Genomic DNA, 17,968 nt, shown 5'->3' with positions numbered 1-17,968 from the left:
CAACCTAATAGTTTAAATAAAGTAAAATTCACTTAGCGTTAGTCTATCACCGCATATTTTCAATACTAAATTTGACAATTTTTAACCTATATTTCCACTAAGACTAAAGATATACTATATACAATTTCAGTTATGTTAGGTGAATTTTAAAATGAATATTCTCGTTACAGGTGGTCTTGGTTATATCGGTAGCCATACTTGTGTGAAGTTAATCGAAGCAGGTTATACCCCCATTATAATCGATAATTTATATAATAGTAAAAAGAGCGTATTAAAACGCATTGAAAAAATTACAGGCCAATTACCACTATTTTATTATGGTGATATTCAAGATAAACCTTTTTTAGATACTATTTTTAAAAAACATTCAATCTCATCAGTGATTCACTTTGCAGGTTTAAAAGCAGTTGGAGAATCAGTTACTAAACCCCTCGAATATTATGAAAATAATGTCTATGGTTCAATTTGCCTCGCACAAGTTATGCGTGATAATCAGGTTAATAATATTATTTTCAGTTCATCTGCAACAGTATATGGTGAAAAAAATGCAACTCCTTATATTGAAACCATGCAAACAGGTAATGTCACAAATCCGTATGGTTGGAGTAAATATATGGTTGAACAAATCTATGTTGACTTGCACACATCGCAGCCAACATGGAGTATCAGTTTATTACGTTATTTTAATCCCGTTGGCGCTCATCCTTCAGGGCTAATGGGCGAAGATCCTCAAGGTATTCCTAATAATTTAATGCCCTATATTGCTCAAGTTGCGATTGGAAAACGTGAGAAACTATCTGTATATGGTAATGATTATCCGACTAAAGATGGCACTGGTGTTAGAGATTATATCCATGTTGAGGACCTTGCAAAAGGTCATGTCGCAGCGCTAAATAACATTAATCAATCTGGTGTACACATCTATAACTTAGGTGCAGGTATTGGTAATAGCGTACTCGAAGTATTAGCTGCATATGAAAAAGCATGTCATAAAAAATTACCTTATCAAATTGTTAATCGCCGCGCTGGTGATATTGCTGCTTTTTGGGCCGATGCGTCAAAAGCACAGAGAGAGTTGAATTGGCAAACTGAATGTTCACTCGATGATATGGCAAAAGATAGTTGGAATTGGCAGATTACAAATCCAAATGGTTACCCAGATGAATAACATCACTTACCGCCTAGATATAAAACCGACTTTAGATGAAGCGATAAACTTATATTCTCATTGTTCTTTAGGCGCGAGGCGGCCAATAACTGATCGCCCACGTTTTCAAGCTATGCTAGAAAATGCCAATATTATTACAGCTTGGGATAAGCACAAATTAGTGGCAATTGCTCGCTATTTGACTGATTTTGTTTTTACCACTTATTTAGCCGATTTAGCGGTTGATGATGATTATCAAAAACAAGGGATCGGCAAACAACTGATCAAAGAGCTACAAAAAAATACTGATCCAAATTGCCGTATTGTATTACTAGCGGCCCCACAAGCGGTTGATTACTACCCACACATTGGCTTTCAAGCTCACCTTTCTGCTTGGACAATATTAGAGCCCTTAAAATGAAAATTATTCTTGCATCGACCTCTGAGTCACGAAAAAAAATTCTTAAAAAATTTGCAATCCCTTTTGAATGCGTTGCACCAATTTGTGATGAAACGCCTCTAACCAACGAAAGTGCAACCGATTTAGTACTCCGTTTATCACACGTTAAAGCACAATCAATAGCCAAAAATTACGCAGGGACTGATACCCTTATCATTGGTTCTGATCAAGTCGGTGTGTTAGATGGAGAAATTGTAGGAAAACCGCATACTATCGATAATGCCAAGCAGCAATTACTTAATAGTCGAAGGAAAGCATTTTACTTTTATACTGGTCTTTGCGTGATTAATGCCAAAACACAAAATATGTCGTTAAGTTATGAATCATTCAAAGTAACTTTTCGTCACCTCGATGAAGCTGAAATAAATGCCTATATTAACAAAGAGATGCCGCTACACTGCGCTGGAAGTTTTAAATGTGATGAACTTGGAATTACCTTATTTGATAAATTAGAGGGCGATGATATTAACTCACTCGTTGGCCTACCACTAATTAGATTGAATAAAATCATGATTGAGATGGGGTATAATCCACTGCTATTACAGCCCTAATTTTCGTTAAAATATTGTTGTAAGATATCATTATAATGAAAAACCCAACTACACATTAAATCAATAGTTGGGTAAATAAAAACGTTATGACTTAACGATATTTACACAATCCTTGCCTCGAAAGACCGCCTCAATATTCGATAACGTCGTGTCAGAAATATTTAATAATGCTTCTTGAGTTAAAAAAGCTTGATGACCAGTAAAAATAACATTATGGCAAGCAGATAAACGACGAAAAACATCATCTTGAATCACATCATTTGATTTATCTTCAAAAAATAGATCGCGCTCATTCTCATACACGTCCATACCAAGTGCGCCAATCTTCGATTGTTTCAACGCATCAATTGCGGCAGCAGAATCGAGTAATCCACCGCGACTCGTATTAATTATCATGACGCCATCTTTCATTTTATTAAATGATTTAGCATTTAATAAATGATAATTCTCAGGTGTCATTGGGCAATGTAGAGTGATCACGTCCGAATTTGCATACAGCTCATCTAAACTTACATAAGTAGCACCAAGTTCGGTTGCAACATCAGATGGAAAGGGATCATGAGCTAAAATCTTCATACCAAATCCATTAAGTATACGAATAACAGCTTGACCAATCTTACCCGTACCAACCACACCAGCCGTGCGATTATGCATATTAAATCCAGTTAAACCATCAAGGGAAAAATTGGCATCACGAGTACGTTGATAAGCCTTATGAGTACGGCGATTAAGAGTCATCATTAATGCAACTGCGTGCTCAGCAACCGCCTGCGGAGAATAAGCGGGAACTCTAACAACATTAATACCCAGTCTTTTAGCTTCTGCCAAATCAACATTATCAAAGCCAGCACAGCGTAACGCTAAAATCTTAATACCCAGTGAGGATAACTCTTTTAGGGCCTTTGTATCTGCTTCATCATTAACGAAAATACAAACAGCATCAAATCCTTTGGCAGTTATAGCTGTTTTGCAACTTAGCTTATGTTCATAATATTCAATTTCAAAACCAAAATTCTTGTTAGCGATTTCTAAATGTTCTCGGTCATAATGTTTACTGCTAAAAACAGCGACTTTAATATCATTTTTCATATTGAAACTCCTGATAAGCATAACTAATTAACTTTTAATAATTAATAACATAATCTAATCTAAAGGTAAATCACTAACAGTATTTGAAAGGTACAGGAATCAAATAAATGAATAGCTATATGATAAATAACTTTCCACTATTTTATTAAATATTATGATATTATTTAAAAATTGTAACTTCCGTTAATTGCTACTTGTTAAAAGACATGAATAAACCATTATCTTCTTACTTCAATAAAAAACTGCTACTTTGTGTTTATACTGGATTTTGTTCCGGTTTACCATTTTTTATAATTATTCAATTATTACCCGCATGGTTACGAGTTAGTGGTGTTGATCTAAAAACAATAGGCTTTTTTACGCTAACCCAATTACCTTATTTACTTAAATTTTTATGGTCTCCTTGGCTAGATAAAATTTCACCCTTTTCATTAGGATATCGTAAAGGTTGGATACTAGTTACTCAATTAGCATTACTAATTATTATACCAACATTTGGTCTTATTTCACCTCAAGCAAATATTAACATCATCATACTGTTAAGCCTCTTTACTTCACTCATTTCAGCAACACAAGATATTGCAATAGATGCTTATAGAAGAGAAATATTGACAGACGAAGAGCTTGGTACCGGCAATAGTATACATATTAATGCCTATCGAATAGCTGGTTTTATTCCAGGCGGTCTATCTTTAATTATTGCCCATTATGTTGATTGGTTTGAGGTATATCTTTTTACTGCCGCATTTATTATCCCACTCCTTATTATTACGATAAAACTACAAGAGCCTTCTCACCCTAAATATAACAAAAATGGAAGACCTTCATTTAAAGATGCGATAAGAGAATTTTTTTATCGTTCATCAATATCTAATGCAATTTGTATTTTAATATTCATCGCTCTTTATAAACTTGGTGATAGTCTTGCGACGTCTTTAGCAACAACATTTTATCTTGATATGAACTTTGATACTCAACATATAGGTACTGTAGCAAAAAATGCCGTTGTCTGGCCAAGTATTATTGGAGCATTTTTGGGAGCAACATTAATCACTAAATTTGGATTAAATCGTGCCTTATGGATTTCAGGCTTTGTACAGGCTTTTTCGATTTTAGGTTTTGTATGGATAGCAAGTAAAGGACCTTTTACATCTATAGGGACGAATCAATTATTGATGCTTGCCACAGTTATTAGTGTAGAGTCCATTGGCGTAGGAATGGGGAGTGCAGCCTTAGTTACTTATATTGCTAAAAATACCAACCCATTATTTACAGCTACCCAATTCGCATTATTTACTGGGGTATCAGCATTACCTCGCTCATTGTTAAATGCTATATCAGGAATATTATCGTCAAGCTTAGGTTGGACTAACTTTTTTTGGTTATGTACAATACTTGCCATACCAGGAATGCTACTATTGTTTAAAGTCGCGCCTTGGCACGTAAAAGAATAAATTATTATTGGAGAACACATGGATAAGCTAACACAAGCCTTTAATTTTCGTCATGCTTGCAAAGTTTTTGATGACACAAAACAAATATCTCGAGAAGAAATTGATTATATCTTAGATGCCGGCAGGCAGTCGCCTTCTTCTTTTGGGATGGAGCCTTGGCATTTTGTAATTATCAGTGATATTGCTATTAAACAGCGGCTAAAACCGCTTTGTTATGGACAAGAACAAATTACTAGCTGTTCTGATTTAATTATCGTGCTTTATCGTAAAGATACACAATTTACGATGCAAAGTGAATATTTAAGACAAACGGTACAAAGAACATTACCGGTTGAAGGTGCGTCGTTTGATCTCGATGCAGCATGTCAATATTTTATAAATTACTGTACAAAAGGTTTGCCAGAAGGTATCAGCATTAATAACTGGTCTGAAATGCAGTGCTATATTGCCAGTGCAAATATGATGACAGCAGCGGCTTATCATGGAATAGATTCATGTGCTATCGGCGGATTTCAAGGCGAAAAAGTGATAGCGGAGCTAGAAAAGCAGTTGCCACAACTTAGTATAAACAATTTTGGCGTCGCATTATGCTTAGCATTTGGCTACCGCAAAAATACTCAAACCGAACAAGTAAGATGGAAAAAATCAGACGTATCAAGTTTTTTATAAAAAAAAGCCCGCAAAAAAGCGGGTTAAAAAGGACTCGATAGGAAAAAAATCTAATTACTTTGTCAATACTTTATATAGCATTTCTGCATCATGTGATGCAGAGTTTATGATAAATTGCACTCCAGATAAAATATCAGAAGTTCCTCTATCATCAGTACTATCTTGAGCTGAACTTAAAATTTCATGCGCCCAATTAAGTTTACGTAGTACTGATTCAACTTGGTCTATTTTTATATCTTCAATCATTTTAGTTATCTCCGCTTATTTAACTATGTCATTAATACCGATTAATGGTTTAGTGTTATTATGATGGCTAAAAATAATTTTTCAACACAAAAATAACAATTAACGATTTTTTTACAATGCGGTTACATTTTAAAAAACAAGCTTTAAAGATAAAAAAACTTAATTACAAAAATTGTTAATGTTAAATCAATGGGCATTTTGTTAGATAAATAGTATAATTCTGACCAATATCGCTAAGGATCAAATTATGCTCGGTAAATTCATCGTTATTGAAGGTCTTGAAGGTGCTGGAAAAACAACAGCTATTCAAACAATCACTCGTGTTTTAAATCAAAAGAAAATCAATCAATTGGTTTACACAAGAGAACCAGGTGGAACCCCTATTGCTGAAATATTACGAGATATTATTAAAAATGGCGTAGCTGGCGATCCGTTAACTAATAAAGCTGAATTACTGATGTTTTACGCGGCTCGAATACAATTAATTGATAACGTAATAAAACCTGCTTTATCCGCCAATAAATGGGTGATTGGTGATAGGCATGACTTATCGACACAAGCTTATCAGGGTGGTGGCAGAAAAATTGATCCTCATTTTATGGCAATGTTAAGAGAAAATGTTCTTGACGGTTTTAAACCCGACTTAACACTCTACATGGATATTACTCCGGAATTAGGCTTAAAACGTGCAAAAGCAAGAGGACAGCTTGATAGAATAGAACAAGAATCATTAGATTTCTTTAACCGGATCCGTTGTCAATATTTAGATTTAGCGCGTCAAGATAGCTCAATAATCACCATTGATGCATCCAAATCATTAGAAAAAGTGACTAAGGCAATTGAAGATGCTCTTAATACATGGTTAAACAGTAATGGCATTAATTAACGACTCATTAATAAATTACCCTTGGCTAATAAAAGCGTATCAACAGCTCACTTTACCCCTAGCTAATGGCCATGGTCATGGTCATGGTCATGGTCATCATGCACTATTGATAAAATATGTTATTGGTTGTGGCGAAAATAAAGTACTGACAAAACTTGCGATGCGTTTATTATGCCTCAGCCCCGAAAAAAATGAACCTTGTGGTCAGTGCCATAACTGCCAATTATTTTTAGCAAATAATCACCCTGATTATTATGTTATTGAACCTGAAAAAAATAAGTTATCGATAGGCATAGATCAAATTAGGCAAATTTCGACAAAAATATATGAGCGAGCACAGCAAGGCGGTAATAAAGTTATTTGGATAACTAACGCATCGTTAATGACTGAAGCAGCAGCAAACGCACTATTAAAAACCCTAGAAGAACCGCCTGAAAATACTTATTTTTTACTTTCAGATATCGATAATGGTCAATTATTACCGACTATTCGTAGCCGTTGTCAGTTTTATTTTTTAGCTGTTCCAGATCTTGAATCATCAATTTCTTGGTTAAAATCACAAGTCACGTCTAATAAATACAATGATAACCAATTAGCAACGGCATTATTATTAAATAATAATGCCCCTTTTGCGGCGTTAAAGCTACTTGAAGCAGAACAATGGCAGCAACGAGAACAACTAAATAATAAGTTACAAACTTGTTTAGCTGAGCATAATTTATGGGACTTACGTGATAGTTTTATTAATCAAGAAAATGTATTAATACCCTTAAATTGGTTTTGTATGCTATTAAATGATGGGCTAAAAGCAAGACAGAAATCGGGCCGATTTATTACTAACCGAGATCAAGTTACGTTAGTAAGGCTTATTGCGAGCTTTGGTACAGAAAAAATCATAAAGCTGTATGCGCTCTTTCGAGAGGCAAGAGAGCAGCTTGTAACAATTACGAGCTTAAATCAAGAGTTAATTATTAGTAACCTATTAGCCCAATCAGAAATAATCATTAATTCTTCGATTAATTAACTTCAAAATAGAGAGATAGTCTTGCTATAATGTCGGCCTATCTATCTCAATTAATTATTATGACATTATACTAATTTATACAAAGGAATTATTAACATGCCATCCCCAATTATTGTCGCTGTAGATTTTGCCGATACAAAATCAGCTTGGAACTTTATCGACCGCGTTGAACCGCAAGATTGTCGGTTAAAAATAGGCAAAGAGTTATTTACAATAGCTGGACCGGATTTTATTAGACAAATTCAAAACAAAGGCTTTGATGTCTTTTTAGATTTAAAATTTCATGATATTCCAAATACCGTTGCAAGTGCAGTTACCGCTGCAGCAGATTTAGGCGTTTGGATGACAAATGTCCATGCTAGCGGTGGATCACGTATGATGCAAGCGGCGAAAGATGCCCTTTATTCTTATGGTAAAGATGCACCAATATTAATAGCCGTAACAGTACTAACAAGTATGGAAATGGCCGATTTACAAGAAATTGGTATTAATATTTCGCCCCTTGAACAAGCAACTAAACTTGCTGTGCTTGCTAAAAACTGTGGTTTAGATGGTGTTGTTTGTTCGGCGAAAGAAGTACAAAGCTTTAGAACACGTTTAGGCAGTGATTTTAAATTAGTTACTCCAGGCATAAGACCTGTTGGTAGTGACCCTGATGATCAGCGCCGAATTATGACGCCACAGCGCGCTCAAGCAGCAGGCTCTGATTATTTAGTGATAGGTAGACCAATAACACAGTCTGAACAACCAGAACAAACCTTAAAAAATATCTTATCAACACTCGATTTAAGTTAAGGCAGTTAATATGTCAGATAACCGACTCGTCTATTCAAGTGAAATAGGTCGAATTAAACCGGAGCAAGAAACAGTCACGCGCCCCAAAGGTGATGGTATTGTTCGAATTCAAAAACAAACTGCGGGTCGTAAAGGCAAAGGCGTGTCTGTTATTATTGGGCTTGATTTAGATGATACGGAACTCACCAAACTTGCTGCAGAATTAAAAAAACGCTGTGGCTGCGGTGGAAGCACTAAAGATGGCTTGATTGAAATTCAAGGTGATAAACGAGATTTACTAAAAGAACTACTTGAGCAAAAAGGCTTTAAAGTCAAATTATCGGGTGGCTGATCTTATTCTCATGGCATAAAAAAAGCAAAACATCTGTTTTGCTTTTTTATTTGAGCAATAAAATTAACTACCGCTCATTGTTCTCATTTTCGTCGAAATTTCACGACGTTCTTTTGATATTTCAGCATTTTTGATAATAAAATCATCAACACGATCTTCATAGTCAAGCTTCATGTTTGCAATAATTGCTTGGATTTCATCATAAGTCATGTTTGGCTTAATATAATCACTCAAATTTTCAAGTAATAATACTCGTTTTTGATTATCACGAATTTTCTTTTCATTATCAGTGATTTCACGTTTGAGTTTATTTAAACGACGAGATAAGCGAACATATTCTAATACATTCTGGAATGAAGGTTTTACAACTTTATCCTTTTCCATTTATAACTCCTTATATCAAATTGTTAATATATAAATTGTCATGCTGTTTGTAAGTATATACTAGTTATACTTGAAAGTGGACTAAATTAAAAACTTAATCAACACTTTTTGATTATTTTAAGTGTACTTTATTAAGCTCAAGCAATGATGATAAATGGTGATCGGCTAAGCACCACTGAGGAAAATGACTATCACAACTAGCCGGAACGACAATAGACGTCATTCTTGCCGCTTTAGTCGCAACCATCCCAGCTAAAGAGTCCTCAATAGTTAAACAATTTAATGGGTCAACTGCAATTTGCGCTGCCGCTTGCAAGTAAACAGCAGGATGAGGCTTACCATAATTTAATTTTTCGGCAGAAACACGAATATCAAACTGTGATGTTATCCCTAAACAATCGGTTACAACTTCAATCACTCTCATGGGTGAAGATGAAGCAAGGCCTACTTTTAATCCAAGTTCATGACAGAGTGCTAATGCTTCATTAACACCGGGTAATATCGGCTTAGTTGCCAAAATTTTATCAATAACTAAGTCAATAATTTTATCAACCATTTGCTTTGGTGGAATGTTCTTTTGCGGCACTATTTTACAATATAAATCAACAACCTGATCAATTCTAATACCTGTTGTTGATAATTGATAATTTTGGTGTAATTCATCATAATCCACACCATAAAGTGCTAGCGACTCTTTTACTGCATCTTCCCATAGAGGCTCTGAATCAAGCAATATACCATCCATATCAAACAAAACCGCTTTTGTATTAAATAATTTTATCATAACCAGTCGCCCTAATTAATGTTATATCGCTTTGTCAGTAAGCCGATTTCTTGAGTTTAATCAAAAAATTTATTATACAGCAAAGACATATTTTACTTACCATTATACAACAAATGGCAATGATGTTCATTCGTATAAAGCGCTATCAAGCAGTATGTTTTTTTCTTGTTACTCATTCAGTAAAAAAAGGCAGCGGTAAGCATAACGAAAAAATCACCTTATAAAAAGGTAAGTTTTCACGAATAAATAGCCATATCAATCCCCAATATCAAACTACAATCATCAACAAAAGTACAACTATAACAACAAGTAACAAACATAAGAAATTTTTTATCAATAATTATTTTATTTAAAGTACAAAACTAATTATTTACGATAAATTATGCTTCTGTTTAACACTATACCGCGTTAAAATCTAACCTGATCAATTTTGCAGTTATTTTAAATGGATAATAATTAGCCTATATCAATAACATTAACGTTATTAGTAATAGGTAGGAGAAACAAATGCTTTATTTTACGAATAGAAAAATCATTGGTATTAATTTATTTTTTATAACAACATTGAGCGCTAATGCAAGTCTAGTAACAACAACAGACCAAATAATTGAAGGAACAAGGCCTTATATCCTATTCAATGGCCATAAACTTGACAAAACAGATAGTTTATTAGGCTTTGAGCTTCCTGATGGTAGCTGGATTGATGCGAGTATGAATGCCAATCAAATTACCATTCCTAGCGGCACAAAATTTAGTGATTTAAAACTACTAATAACAGCCGATGGAAACGATTATCCACTTATTGCAAATGAAACGACTGGGATCCATGTTAGTGATAGCGATGAAGATACTAGCCAACTAAACCCCGCAACGATTAGTGGCTCAATGAAAGCGAAATTTACCAATGAAAGAGGCCAAGTAACAAATTTAACGAACGAATTTAATTCATGCCAAGGCCCCTACTATTTAGATATCGAAACGCAAAATAACATAACGGCACAAACTCGATATGGCGTGCCATCAGATAGAATTTATAGTAACCAAACAGTCAGATACCAACTTGAGCCATCACCAAGCGATGCAAGATGTATCGAATATTTGAAAACTAAAGATATTGATCCAACTTGGGGGAAAACATCATACACACCGCTAAAAGAAAATGATAATTATAGTTCAGGGGGAGTAGTAGGTTTGGGAACTATGTTAAATTCACAAGGTTATAACAGTACCTATTTTGATCTAAATAAAGGTTTTAAAGTTTCTGCCTTAAGAGGAAAAACAGCAGGTAGTACTCCTATTGATTTTCCTAAAACAGGATTTGCAAATGCCGCCTTCTCGGTATTAGGTACTTTAAAACCAGGTGAATCACAAAATGTTTATCGCTGCAAAACTTCATCATCAAATATAATCCAAACCCCAAGTGTTGGAACCAATAATGTTGGTATGGGATGCCAAATCACTTATACCACTAATAAATTTACTAGCCCGATCACAATTGATTTAGAATATAGTGCCGATAACGGTGTCAGCTGGAATGTAGTCGATAGTTTTACCTTACCAGTGCCAACACTTTGGGCAAAGGCGGCAACAATTACAAATGATAATTATAAATTTGCCTACAACTCTACATCGTCAGCAAGTACAAATTTAAATGATGCCGATACTTTTTCTGGTTTAATTGCATGTGGACTAAATACAGTCACTCGTCCCTCTGATATTAGTTTTGGTTTACGTCACAATTATCTTTTCAAACGCGCTGAAATAACCAACGCTATCCCAGCTAACATACCTGAAAAAACGAATAGTTCCCAAAAAGAAGGCGGAGCTTATACCCGTACCGCTGATGGCACATTTGCTGGAGAGTGGGGTTATTTGAGAAGCTATGATGCAAGCCCATGGGCAAATAAATCAGGATATTGGACATCTGAAATTGCCAATAAAACCGGTAACATCGTCTATGCGGTACGAGCACAAGGCGATATTATTGCAAGATCAGGCACTTACACAACAATTCTATCTGTGTGCCGTGGTTAGCTTATTAATAAAAATTAATGTTAAAACTCAACGTTATTACTTGCTGTAGTACAAGCTAAATAATCATTAAATAAAACAGATAGTTAATAATTTTTCCAACCATAAAAAAACAAAACAGAATTAAAATCTGTTTTGTTTTTTTAACGTCTAACCTTTGATTTTACTTATACTAAAAACGAGGGAATGTTTTTTTCATAAGTACTTATTTCAACTTCATGTTGCAATGTTAAACCGATATTATCAAGTCCATTTAATAAACAGTGACGTTTAAATGGATCGATTTTAAATGAGTAAGACTTACCGCCAGCATTAACAACTTCATTTTCAAGATCAACGGTAAACTCAATACCTTCATTGGCTTCAACAATTTTAAATAATTCATCAACATCATCTTCTGAAAGATTGACTAACAACAATTGATTGTTAAATGAGTTATTATAAAAAATATCGGCAAAACTTGAGCCAATAATGGTTTTAAAGCCATAATCAGCTAACGCCCACGGCGCATGCTCACGCGATGAACCACAACCAAAATTCTCGCGCGTTAGTAAAATACTAGCGCCTTGGTAACGAGGTTTATTTAGCACAAACTCAGGATTGGCTTTTTGACCTGCATCATCTAAAAAACGCCATTCATGAAATGCGTGTTTACCAAAACCTGTACGGGTCACTTTTTGTAAAAACTGCTTAGGAATGATTGCATCAGTATCGACATTTGCTGCATCTAAAGGAGCAACTAAGCCTGTATGTTTTGTAAATTTAGCCATGATTGCTCTCCTTAAAATGGTTTACGAATATCAGTAAAGTGACCTGTAATTGCAGCGGCTGCTGCCATCGCAGGGCTCACTAAATGCGTTCTTGCATCACGGCCTTGTCGACCTTCAAAATTACGATTACTCGTTGATGCGCAGCGATCGCCTGGCGCTAATTTATCATCATTCATCGCAAGGCACATTGAACAACCCGGTAAGCGCCACTCAAATCCAGCAGCGATAAAAATTTTATCAAGTCCTTCTGCTTCAGCTTGCGCTTTGACTGGCCCAGAACCTGGCACAACTAACGCCTGAACACTTGAAGCAACTTTACGCCCTTTTGCAATTTCCGCCGCCGCGCGTAAATCTTCAATACGTGAATTAGTACATGAACCAATAAAGACTTTATTAATTTTAATATCGGACATCTTTGTGCCCGCAGTTAAGCCCATATAAGTTAATGCACGCTCTGCTGAATTTTTTTCAATTGGATCAATAAAATTATCAGGATTAGGGACTTGTGCATCAATTGCCGTAACTTGACCCGGATTTGTTCCCCAAGTCACCTGTGGAGCAATATCTTTACCCGCTAAAGTAACAACCTTATCAAACTGCGCACCGTCATCCGTTTTTAGTGTTTGCCAGTAGCTAACAGCCTTAACAAAATCATCACCTTTAGGCGAATATTGACGACCTTTTAAATACTCAAAAGTGATTTCATCAGGAGCCACAATTCCGGCTTTAGCCCCCATCTCAATAGCCATATTACATAACGTCATACGGCCTTCCATCGATAGTGACTTAATAACGTCACCACAAAATTCAACAACGTAGCCAGTGCCGCCAGCGCTGGTTGTTTTACCGATAATGGCTAAAATAATATCTTTTGCAGTGATCCCAGCTGAAACTTGCCCTGTTACTTCAATTTTCATGGTTTTAGCACGGCTTTGCTTTAAGGTTTGAGTTGCAAGCACATGCTCAACTTCCGATGTACCAATACCAAATGCTAAAGCGCCAAAGGCACCATGAGTTGCAGTATGAGAATCACCACAAACAATTGTCATACCCGGTAATGTCATACCTTGCTCAGGCCCGACAACGTGCACAATGCCACGCAATGGGCTACTTAGATCGTAAAGAGAAATATCGAATTCTTTGGCATTTTTGGCAAGTTCAGTTAACTGAATACGCGCCATTTCAGTACATGCACTTAATTCATTACTTTTCGTTGAAGTATTATGATCCATTGTTGCAAATGTTTTATGTGGCTGACGCACTTTACGGTTCATCGCACGTAATCCATCAAATGCTTGAGGAGACGTTACTTCGTGAACTAAATGACGATCAATATATAAAATTGGCGTTTCATTCTCAGCTTCATAAACAACATGTGCATCATATAATTTTTGATACAACGTTTTTGGTTTTACTTCTGACATTGCTGTGTTCCTTTATCGTTTTATTAGGACTATCGATTTTACCGATAATCCTATTGAAAATTTAAACCACTAAATCAATCGACAAATAATATCGCCCATCTCATCAGTTGAAACGTGTTTACCACCGCGAGCTAAATCAATTGTACGTGCGCCTTGTTCTAACGCTTTATTAACGGCTTGCTCTATTGCTTTTGCAATATCATCACGTTTTAAGCTGTATCGAACTAATAATGCTAATGATAAAATTTGCGCCGCAGGATTAGCAATATTTTTCCCTGCAATATCAGGAGCACTACCACCAGCGGGTTCATACAAACCAAAGCCATCTTCATTTAGACTTGCAGAAGGAAGCATACCCATTGAGCCTGTTATCATGGCGCATTCATCAGATAAAATATCACCAAATAAATTTGAACATAACACCACATCAAATTGCGAAGGATCTTTAATTAACTGCATTGTCGCATTATCAATATACATGTGCTCAAGAGCTACATCTGGGTAATTCTTAGCAACTTCGCTCACCACTTCACGCCATAAAATAGATGTTTGTAACACATTGGCTTTATCAATAGATGTCACTTTTTTACGGCGTAGACGTGCGGCTTCAAATCCCATTTTAGCAATACGCTCTATTTCAAAGCGGTGATACACTTCAGTATCAAATGCACGCTCTTGTGGCCCACTACCTTCACGGCCTTTTGGTAAACCAAAGTAGATCCCACCGGTTAGTTCGCGCATACATAAAATATCAAAACCACGCTTAGCAATATCATCACGTAATGGGCACAGCTCTTCTAATCCTTGGTAAAGACTTGCTGGGCGCATGTTTGCAAATAATTTAAAATGTTTACGCAGTGGCAATAACGCGCCGCGCTCAGGCTGCGCATCTGGCGGTAAATTAGTCCATTTAGGCCCGCCAACCGAACCAAATAATATGGCATCTGCTTTTTCACAGCCAGCTAAAGTCTCTTTTGGTAATGGGCAGCCATGAATATCAATCGCTGCGCCACCAACATCATATTCGCTAGTGGTAATAGATAATTGATATTTATGCCTGATAACTTCAAGCACTTTATAAGCTTGTTTCATCACTTCAGGGCCGATCCCGTCTCCGGGTAATACTGCTAAATGGTATGACTGTGACATAATGATCCTCAACTATTTTAACTTTATATTTAATTTATTATTTAATTCGATAATCTTGGTCGATTAACCATGTAAACGTTGCTTTTCTTTAGCAACAATCGTTGCTCGGTAAATATTATTTAATGCATTAATTAACGCTTTTGCTGATGACTCAACAATATCGGTTGCAAGCCCAATACCATGAAAACGTCGACCATTGTGCTCAACAACGATATCAACTTGGCCTAACGCATTTTCGCCTTGGCCCTTGCCAGCTAATTGATATTTTACAATTGAAACGGGAATATTAGTAATACGATGGATTGCTTGATAAACCGCATCAACAGGGCCATTACCCGTTGCCGCATCTGACTTTTTATCTTGACCAACCATCAAGCTAACAGAGGCGGTTGAAACGACGGTAGTACCTGACTGAACATTAAAATAATCTAAAGAGTAATGCTCTTCGTCATCGTTTAATTTGTTCATAAAAATTAACGCTTCTAAATCGTAGTCAAAAACCTGCCCTTTTTTATCGGCTAACGCTAAAAATGCCGTATAAATTTGGTCTAAATCATAATCGCCATCTCGGTATCCTAACTCATCTAAACGATGTTTAACCGCAGCGCGACCTGAGCGGGAAGTTAAATTCAATTGAACTTGGTTTAAGCCAATTGATTCTGGCGTCATTATTTCATAAGTTTCACGATTTTTTAATACACCATCTTGATGAATGCCCGATGAATGGGCGAAAGCATTACTACCAATAACCGCTTTATTGGCAGGAATTGGCGTGCTTGCTAACTGGCTAACAATTTGACTCGTGCGATAAATTTCTTGATGATTAATGTTCGTATGTACATTTAAGATATTTTGACGAACTTTAATTGCCATAATAACTTCTTCTAAAGCCGTATTACCCGCTCTTTCACCTAAGCCATTCATTGCGCCTTCAATTTGCCTTGCACCTTCTTGAACCGCACTAATTGAGTTAGCAACTGACATTCCTAAATCATCATGACAGTGAACCGAAATGATCGCTTTATTGATATTAGGTACTCGTTCAAATAAATTACGAATAATGCCGCCAAATTGATAAGGCACTGTATAACCAACCGTATCAGGAATATTAATTGTTGTTGCGCCAGCTTTAATTGCCGCTTCAACTATTCGGCATAAATCATCAATTGGCGTACGCCCTGCATCCTCGCAAGAAAATTCAACATCATCGGTATAATTACGAGCTCGCTTAACACTATGAACCGCTCTTTCAATGACATCATCAAACGTCATTCTTAACTTATCTTTAACATGTAACGTTGACGTTGCCATAAAGGTGTGAATACGAAATTGTTCGGCAACTTTTAACGCCTCAGCCGCAACATCAATATCTTTATCAACGCAGCGCGCTAGTGCGCAAACACGACTATTTTTAATCGTTTTAGCAATCGTTTGTACTGATTCAAAATCACCAGGTGACGATACGGGAAAACCGACTTCCATAATATCAACACGCATTCTTTCTAGCGCTAACGCTATTTGTAGCTTCTCTTTAACGCTTAAACTCGCTTGTAACGCTTGCTCACCATCACGCAATGTTGTATCAAAAATAATTACTTGGTCGCTCATTTTGATTTTCCTTTTTATTAAGCACTAAATTGCCAGTTTATCTTGCGAGTTTGCTATGTGCCAAAAACAAAAAACCCGCAACTTAGCGCGGGTTTCTGTTATTTATAAAGTAGATGATTAGATCAATTTTACTTCACACACAGACAATCCGCGCAACGAAATGCGAGGAGGAGGCTGAGTAGGAGGTTTATTGAACTAAACATTAAATTCTCTTAATTACCATAAAAATATTGGTGTTATTTCTACCAAATATTAGTTTATGTGTCAAGTAACAATTTTATATATGATGATTTAATCGTTATTTTTTTGTTGTAAGGCCACATTATAGTGAAAATAAACTTATTTCAAACCATAAATAACAGACTTACGCTAAAGTTGTTCACACCAATAAAAATAAAAAAGCATTTAATCATAATGCACTCAAAATTTTAATAGTTGAAAATAATTTTATCATCCCAATATAGCTTTTATACCGCCAAATTTGGCAAGAAAATACGCCAACTGATTAAATTTAAGGAGTAGAATGTGACTACAATTGTTAGCGTCCGTCGTAATGGGCAAGTTGTCATTGGTGGCGATGGCCAAGTTACACTAGGTGAACGGATCATCATGAAAGGTAATGCCAAAAAAGTGCGTCGCCTTTATAACAATAAAGTAATTGCTGGATTTGCTGGTGGCACTGCTGATGCCTTTACTTTATTTGAGTTATTTGAACGTAAATTAGAGATGCATCAAGGGCACCTAACAAAAGCAGCCGTTGAATTAGCTAAAGACTGGCGAACAGATAGAATGCTACGTAAACTTGAAGCGCTGCTCGCCGTTGCTGATGAAACGGCATCATTAATTATTACTGGTACGGGCGATGTAATACAGCCAGAAGATGATCTTATTGCAATTGGTTCAGGTGGGCCTTACGCACAAGCCGCTGCTAGAGCATTATTAGATAGCAGTGAGCTATCGGCTAAAGATATTGTTCAAAAATCACTAACTATTGCCGGTGACATCTGTGTGTATACCAATGGTTTCCAAACTATTGAAGAGTTAAATTACTAATTATTCTATTTGTAATACAAATTTTTGTTAGATTTAAGGTGATAACAATTCGCCAACTGGCGTTAATCTTTTTGATAAAAAAGATGTATTACAAATAATCCTTTATAACTAAA

Annotated in this window: 19 protein-coding genes; 11 read left to right on the top strand and 8 right to left on the bottom strand. The window is 35.9% G+C overall.

From position 1 onward, the window contains the following. Positions 1-151: 151 nt before the first annotated feature. The 3 genes from galE to RHO14_04520 are packed head-to-tail and all read left to right on the top strand — an operon-like array spanning position 152 to position 2,158. On the top strand, positions 152-1,168 hold the full coding sequence (gene galE / locus RHO14_04530; protein ID WVD72071.1) for a UDP-glucose 4-epimerase GalE: 1,017 nt from the start codon (positions 152-154) through the stop codon (positions 1,166-1,168). Continuing rightward, the gene (locus RHO14_04525; GenBank protein WVD72070.1) at positions 1,161-1,568 is read left to right on the top strand and encodes a GNAT family N-acetyltransferase; all 408 of its coding nucleotides are present in this window, start codon (positions 1,161-1,163) and stop codon (positions 1,566-1,568) included. Before galE ends, RHO14_04525 begins: the two co-directional genes overlap by 8 nt. Then, on the top strand, positions 1,565-2,158 hold the full coding sequence (locus tag RHO14_04520; GenBank protein ID WVD72069.1) for a nucleoside triphosphate pyrophosphatase: 594 nt from the start codon (positions 1,565-1,567) through the stop codon (positions 2,156-2,158). The genes RHO14_04525 and RHO14_04520 overlap by 4 nt, the downstream gene beginning before the upstream one ends. Positions 2,159-2,242: 84 nt before the next feature. Here the strand turns inward: RHO14_04520 and RHO14_04515 are convergent, their stop codons facing one another. Beyond that, the gene (locus RHO14_04515) at positions 2,243-3,247 is read right to left on the bottom strand and encodes a 2-hydroxyacid dehydrogenase (GenBank protein ID WVD72068.1); all 1,005 of its coding nucleotides are present in this window, start codon (positions 3,245-3,247) and stop codon (positions 2,243-2,245) included. Positions 3,248-3,453: 206 nt separating this feature from the next. Between RHO14_04515 and RHO14_04510 the strand changes: the two genes are divergently transcribed. Together RHO14_04510 and RHO14_04505 are read left to right on the top strand one after the other, a co-directional pair. Continuing rightward, positions 3,454-4,701, top strand: a complete 1,248-nt coding sequence (locus RHO14_04510) for an AmpG family muropeptide MFS transporter (protein WVD72067.1) — start codon at positions 3,454-3,456, stop codon at positions 4,699-4,701. Positions 4,702-4,719: 18 nt separating this feature from the next. Further along, positions 4,720-5,370, top strand: coding sequence for an NAD(P)H-dependent oxidoreductase (locus RHO14_04505; protein WVD72066.1), 651 nt, complete (start codon positions 4,720-4,722; stop codon positions 5,368-5,370). A 54-nt stretch (positions 5,371-5,424) separates the two neighbouring features. On the opposite strand, the gene RHO14_04500 is transcribed toward RHO14_04505, so the two are convergent. Next, entirely contained in the window at positions 5,425-5,616 is a 192-nt protein-coding gene (locus RHO14_04500) for a hypothetical protein (protein WVD72065.1), read from the bottom strand. A 247-nt stretch (positions 5,617-5,863) separates the two neighbouring features. Here RHO14_04500 and tmk point away from each other — a divergent pair, with 247 nt between their 5' ends. The 4 genes from tmk to yciH all read left to right on the top strand — a co-directional run bounded on the left by tmk (position 5,864) and on the right by yciH (position 8,652). Continuing rightward, on the top strand, positions 5,864-6,502 hold the full coding sequence (gene tmk, locus RHO14_04495) for a dTMP kinase (protein WVD72064.1): 639 nt from the start codon (positions 5,864-5,866) through the stop codon (positions 6,500-6,502). Next, positions 6,489-7,526 (top strand): DNA polymerase III subunit delta', encoded by a 1,038-nt coding sequence (gene holB / locus RHO14_04490; protein WVD72063.1) that lies wholly within the window; start codon positions 6,489-6,491, stop codon positions 7,524-7,526. The genes tmk and holB overlap by 14 nt, the downstream gene beginning before the upstream one ends. A 96-nt stretch (positions 7,527-7,622) precedes the next feature. Beyond that, on the top strand, positions 7,623-8,321 hold the full coding sequence (gene pyrF, locus RHO14_04485) for an orotidine-5'-phosphate decarboxylase (protein ID WVD72062.1): 699 nt from the start codon (positions 7,623-7,625) through the stop codon (positions 8,319-8,321). 10 nt (positions 8,322-8,331) lie between these two features. Further along, positions 8,332-8,652, top strand: a complete 321-nt coding sequence (gene yciH / locus RHO14_04480) for a stress response translation initiation inhibitor YciH (GenBank protein WVD72061.1) — start codon at positions 8,332-8,334, stop codon at positions 8,650-8,652. 63 nt (positions 8,653-8,715) lie between these two features. Here the strand turns inward: yciH and tmaR are convergent, their stop codons facing one another. Together tmaR and hxpB are read right to left on the bottom strand one after the other, a co-directional pair. Next, entirely contained in the window at positions 8,716-9,036 is a 321-nt protein-coding gene (gene tmaR / locus RHO14_04475) for a PTS system regulator TmaR (protein WVD72060.1), read from the bottom strand. A 112-nt stretch (positions 9,037-9,148) separates the two neighbouring features. After that, on the bottom strand, positions 9,149-9,820 hold the full coding sequence (hxpB, locus tag RHO14_04470; protein ID WVD72059.1) for a hexitol phosphatase HxpB: 672 nt from the start codon (positions 9,818-9,820) through the stop codon (positions 9,149-9,151). Positions 9,821-10,327: 507 nt separating this feature from the next. Here hxpB and RHO14_04465 point away from each other — a divergent pair. Then, positions 10,328-11,854, top strand: a complete 1,527-nt coding sequence (locus RHO14_04465; GenBank protein ID WVD72058.1) for a hypothetical protein — start codon at positions 10,328-10,330, stop codon at positions 11,852-11,854. Positions 11,855-12,018: 164 nt separating this feature from the next. On the opposite strand, the gene leuD is transcribed toward RHO14_04465, so the two are convergent. From leuD to leuA, 4 genes are all read right to left on the bottom strand, one after another. Further along, the gene (gene leuD / locus RHO14_04460; GenBank protein WVD72057.1) at positions 12,019-12,621 is read right to left on the bottom strand and encodes a 3-isopropylmalate dehydratase small subunit; all 603 of its coding nucleotides are present in this window, start codon (positions 12,619-12,621) and stop codon (positions 12,019-12,021) included. A gap of 11 nt (positions 12,622-12,632) precedes the next feature. Continuing rightward, entirely contained in the window at positions 12,633-14,045 is a 1,413-nt protein-coding gene (gene leuC, locus RHO14_04455; GenBank protein ID WVD72056.1) for a 3-isopropylmalate dehydratase large subunit, read from the bottom strand. A 69-nt stretch (positions 14,046-14,114) separates the two neighbouring features. Beyond that, entirely contained in the window at positions 14,115-15,194 is a 1,080-nt protein-coding gene (gene leuB / locus RHO14_04450) for a 3-isopropylmalate dehydrogenase (GenBank protein ID WVD72055.1), read from the bottom strand. A gap of 63 nt (positions 15,195-15,257) precedes the next feature. After that, a complete protein-coding gene (leuA, locus tag RHO14_04445; GenBank protein ID WVD72054.1) occupies positions 15,258-16,802 on the bottom strand; it encodes a 2-isopropylmalate synthase in 1,545 nt (514 codons plus the stop codon). A 525-nt stretch (positions 16,803-17,327) separates the two neighbouring features. On the opposite strand from leuA, the gene hslV reads away from it, so the two are divergent. Beyond that, the gene (gene hslV, locus RHO14_04440) at positions 17,328-17,855 is read left to right on the top strand and encodes an ATP-dependent protease subunit HslV (protein WVD72053.1); all 528 of its coding nucleotides are present in this window, start codon (positions 17,328-17,330) and stop codon (positions 17,853-17,855) included. Positions 17,856-17,968 lie beyond the last annotated feature (113 nt).

The organism is Orbaceae bacterium lpD04 (genome assembly GCA_036251935.1).
In the GTDB taxonomy this organism is placed as follows: Bacteria; Pseudomonadota; Gammaproteobacteria; order Enterobacterales; family Orbaceae; genus Orbus; species Orbus wheelerorum.
This window is presented reverse-complemented; position numbering and strand designations above follow the sequence as displayed.

Coding starts and splice junctions, on each gene's coding strand:
- galE (WVD72071.1), top strand. CDS start 152: ATGAATATTCTCGTTACAGGTGGTCTTGGTTATATCGGTAGCCATACT.
- RHO14_04525 (WVD72070.1), top strand. CDS start 1,161: ATGAATAACATCACTTACCGCCTAGATATAAAACCGACTTTAGATGAA.
- RHO14_04520 (WVD72069.1), top strand. CDS start 1,565: ATGAAAATTATTCTTGCATCGACCTCTGAGTCACGAAAAAAAATTCTT.
- RHO14_04515 (WVD72068.1), bottom strand. CDS start 3,247: ATGAAAAATGATATTAAAGTCGCTGTTTTTAGCAGTAAACATTATGAC.
- RHO14_04510 (WVD72067.1), top strand. CDS start 3,454: ATGAATAAACCATTATCTTCTTACTTCAATAAAAAACTGCTACTTTGT.
- RHO14_04505 (WVD72066.1), top strand. CDS start 4,720: ATGGATAAGCTAACACAAGCCTTTAATTTTCGTCATGCTTGCAAAGTT.
- RHO14_04500 (WVD72065.1), bottom strand. CDS start 5,616: ATGATTGAAGATATAAAAATAGACCAAGTTGAATCAGTACTACGTAAA.
- tmk (WVD72064.1), top strand. CDS start 5,864: ATGCTCGGTAAATTCATCGTTATTGAAGGTCTTGAAGGTGCTGGAAAA.
- holB (WVD72063.1), top strand. CDS start 6,489: ATGGCATTAATTAACGACTCATTAATAAATTACCCTTGGCTAATAAAA.
- pyrF (WVD72062.1), top strand. CDS start 7,623: ATGCCATCCCCAATTATTGTCGCTGTAGATTTTGCCGATACAAAATCA.
- yciH (WVD72061.1), top strand. CDS start 8,332: ATGTCAGATAACCGACTCGTCTATTCAAGTGAAATAGGTCGAATTAAA.
- tmaR (WVD72060.1), bottom strand. CDS start 9,036: ATGGAAAAGGATAAAGTTGTAAAACCTTCATTCCAGAATGTATTAGAA.
- hxpB (WVD72059.1), bottom strand. CDS start 9,820: ATGATAAAATTATTTAATACAAAAGCGGTTTTGTTTGATATGGATGGT.
- RHO14_04465 (WVD72058.1), top strand. CDS start 10,328: ATGCTTTATTTTACGAATAGAAAAATCATTGGTATTAATTTATTTTTT.
- leuD (WVD72057.1), bottom strand. CDS start 12,621: ATGGCTAAATTTACAAAACATACAGGCTTAGTTGCTCCTTTAGATGCA.
- leuC (WVD72056.1), bottom strand. CDS start 14,045: ATGTCAGAAGTAAAACCAAAAACGTTGTATCAAAAATTATATGATGCA.
- leuB (WVD72055.1), bottom strand. CDS start 15,194: ATGTCACAGTCATACCATTTAGCAGTATTACCCGGAGACGGGATCGGC.
- leuA (WVD72054.1), bottom strand. CDS start 16,802: ATGAGCGACCAAGTAATTATTTTTGATACAACATTGCGTGATGGTGAG.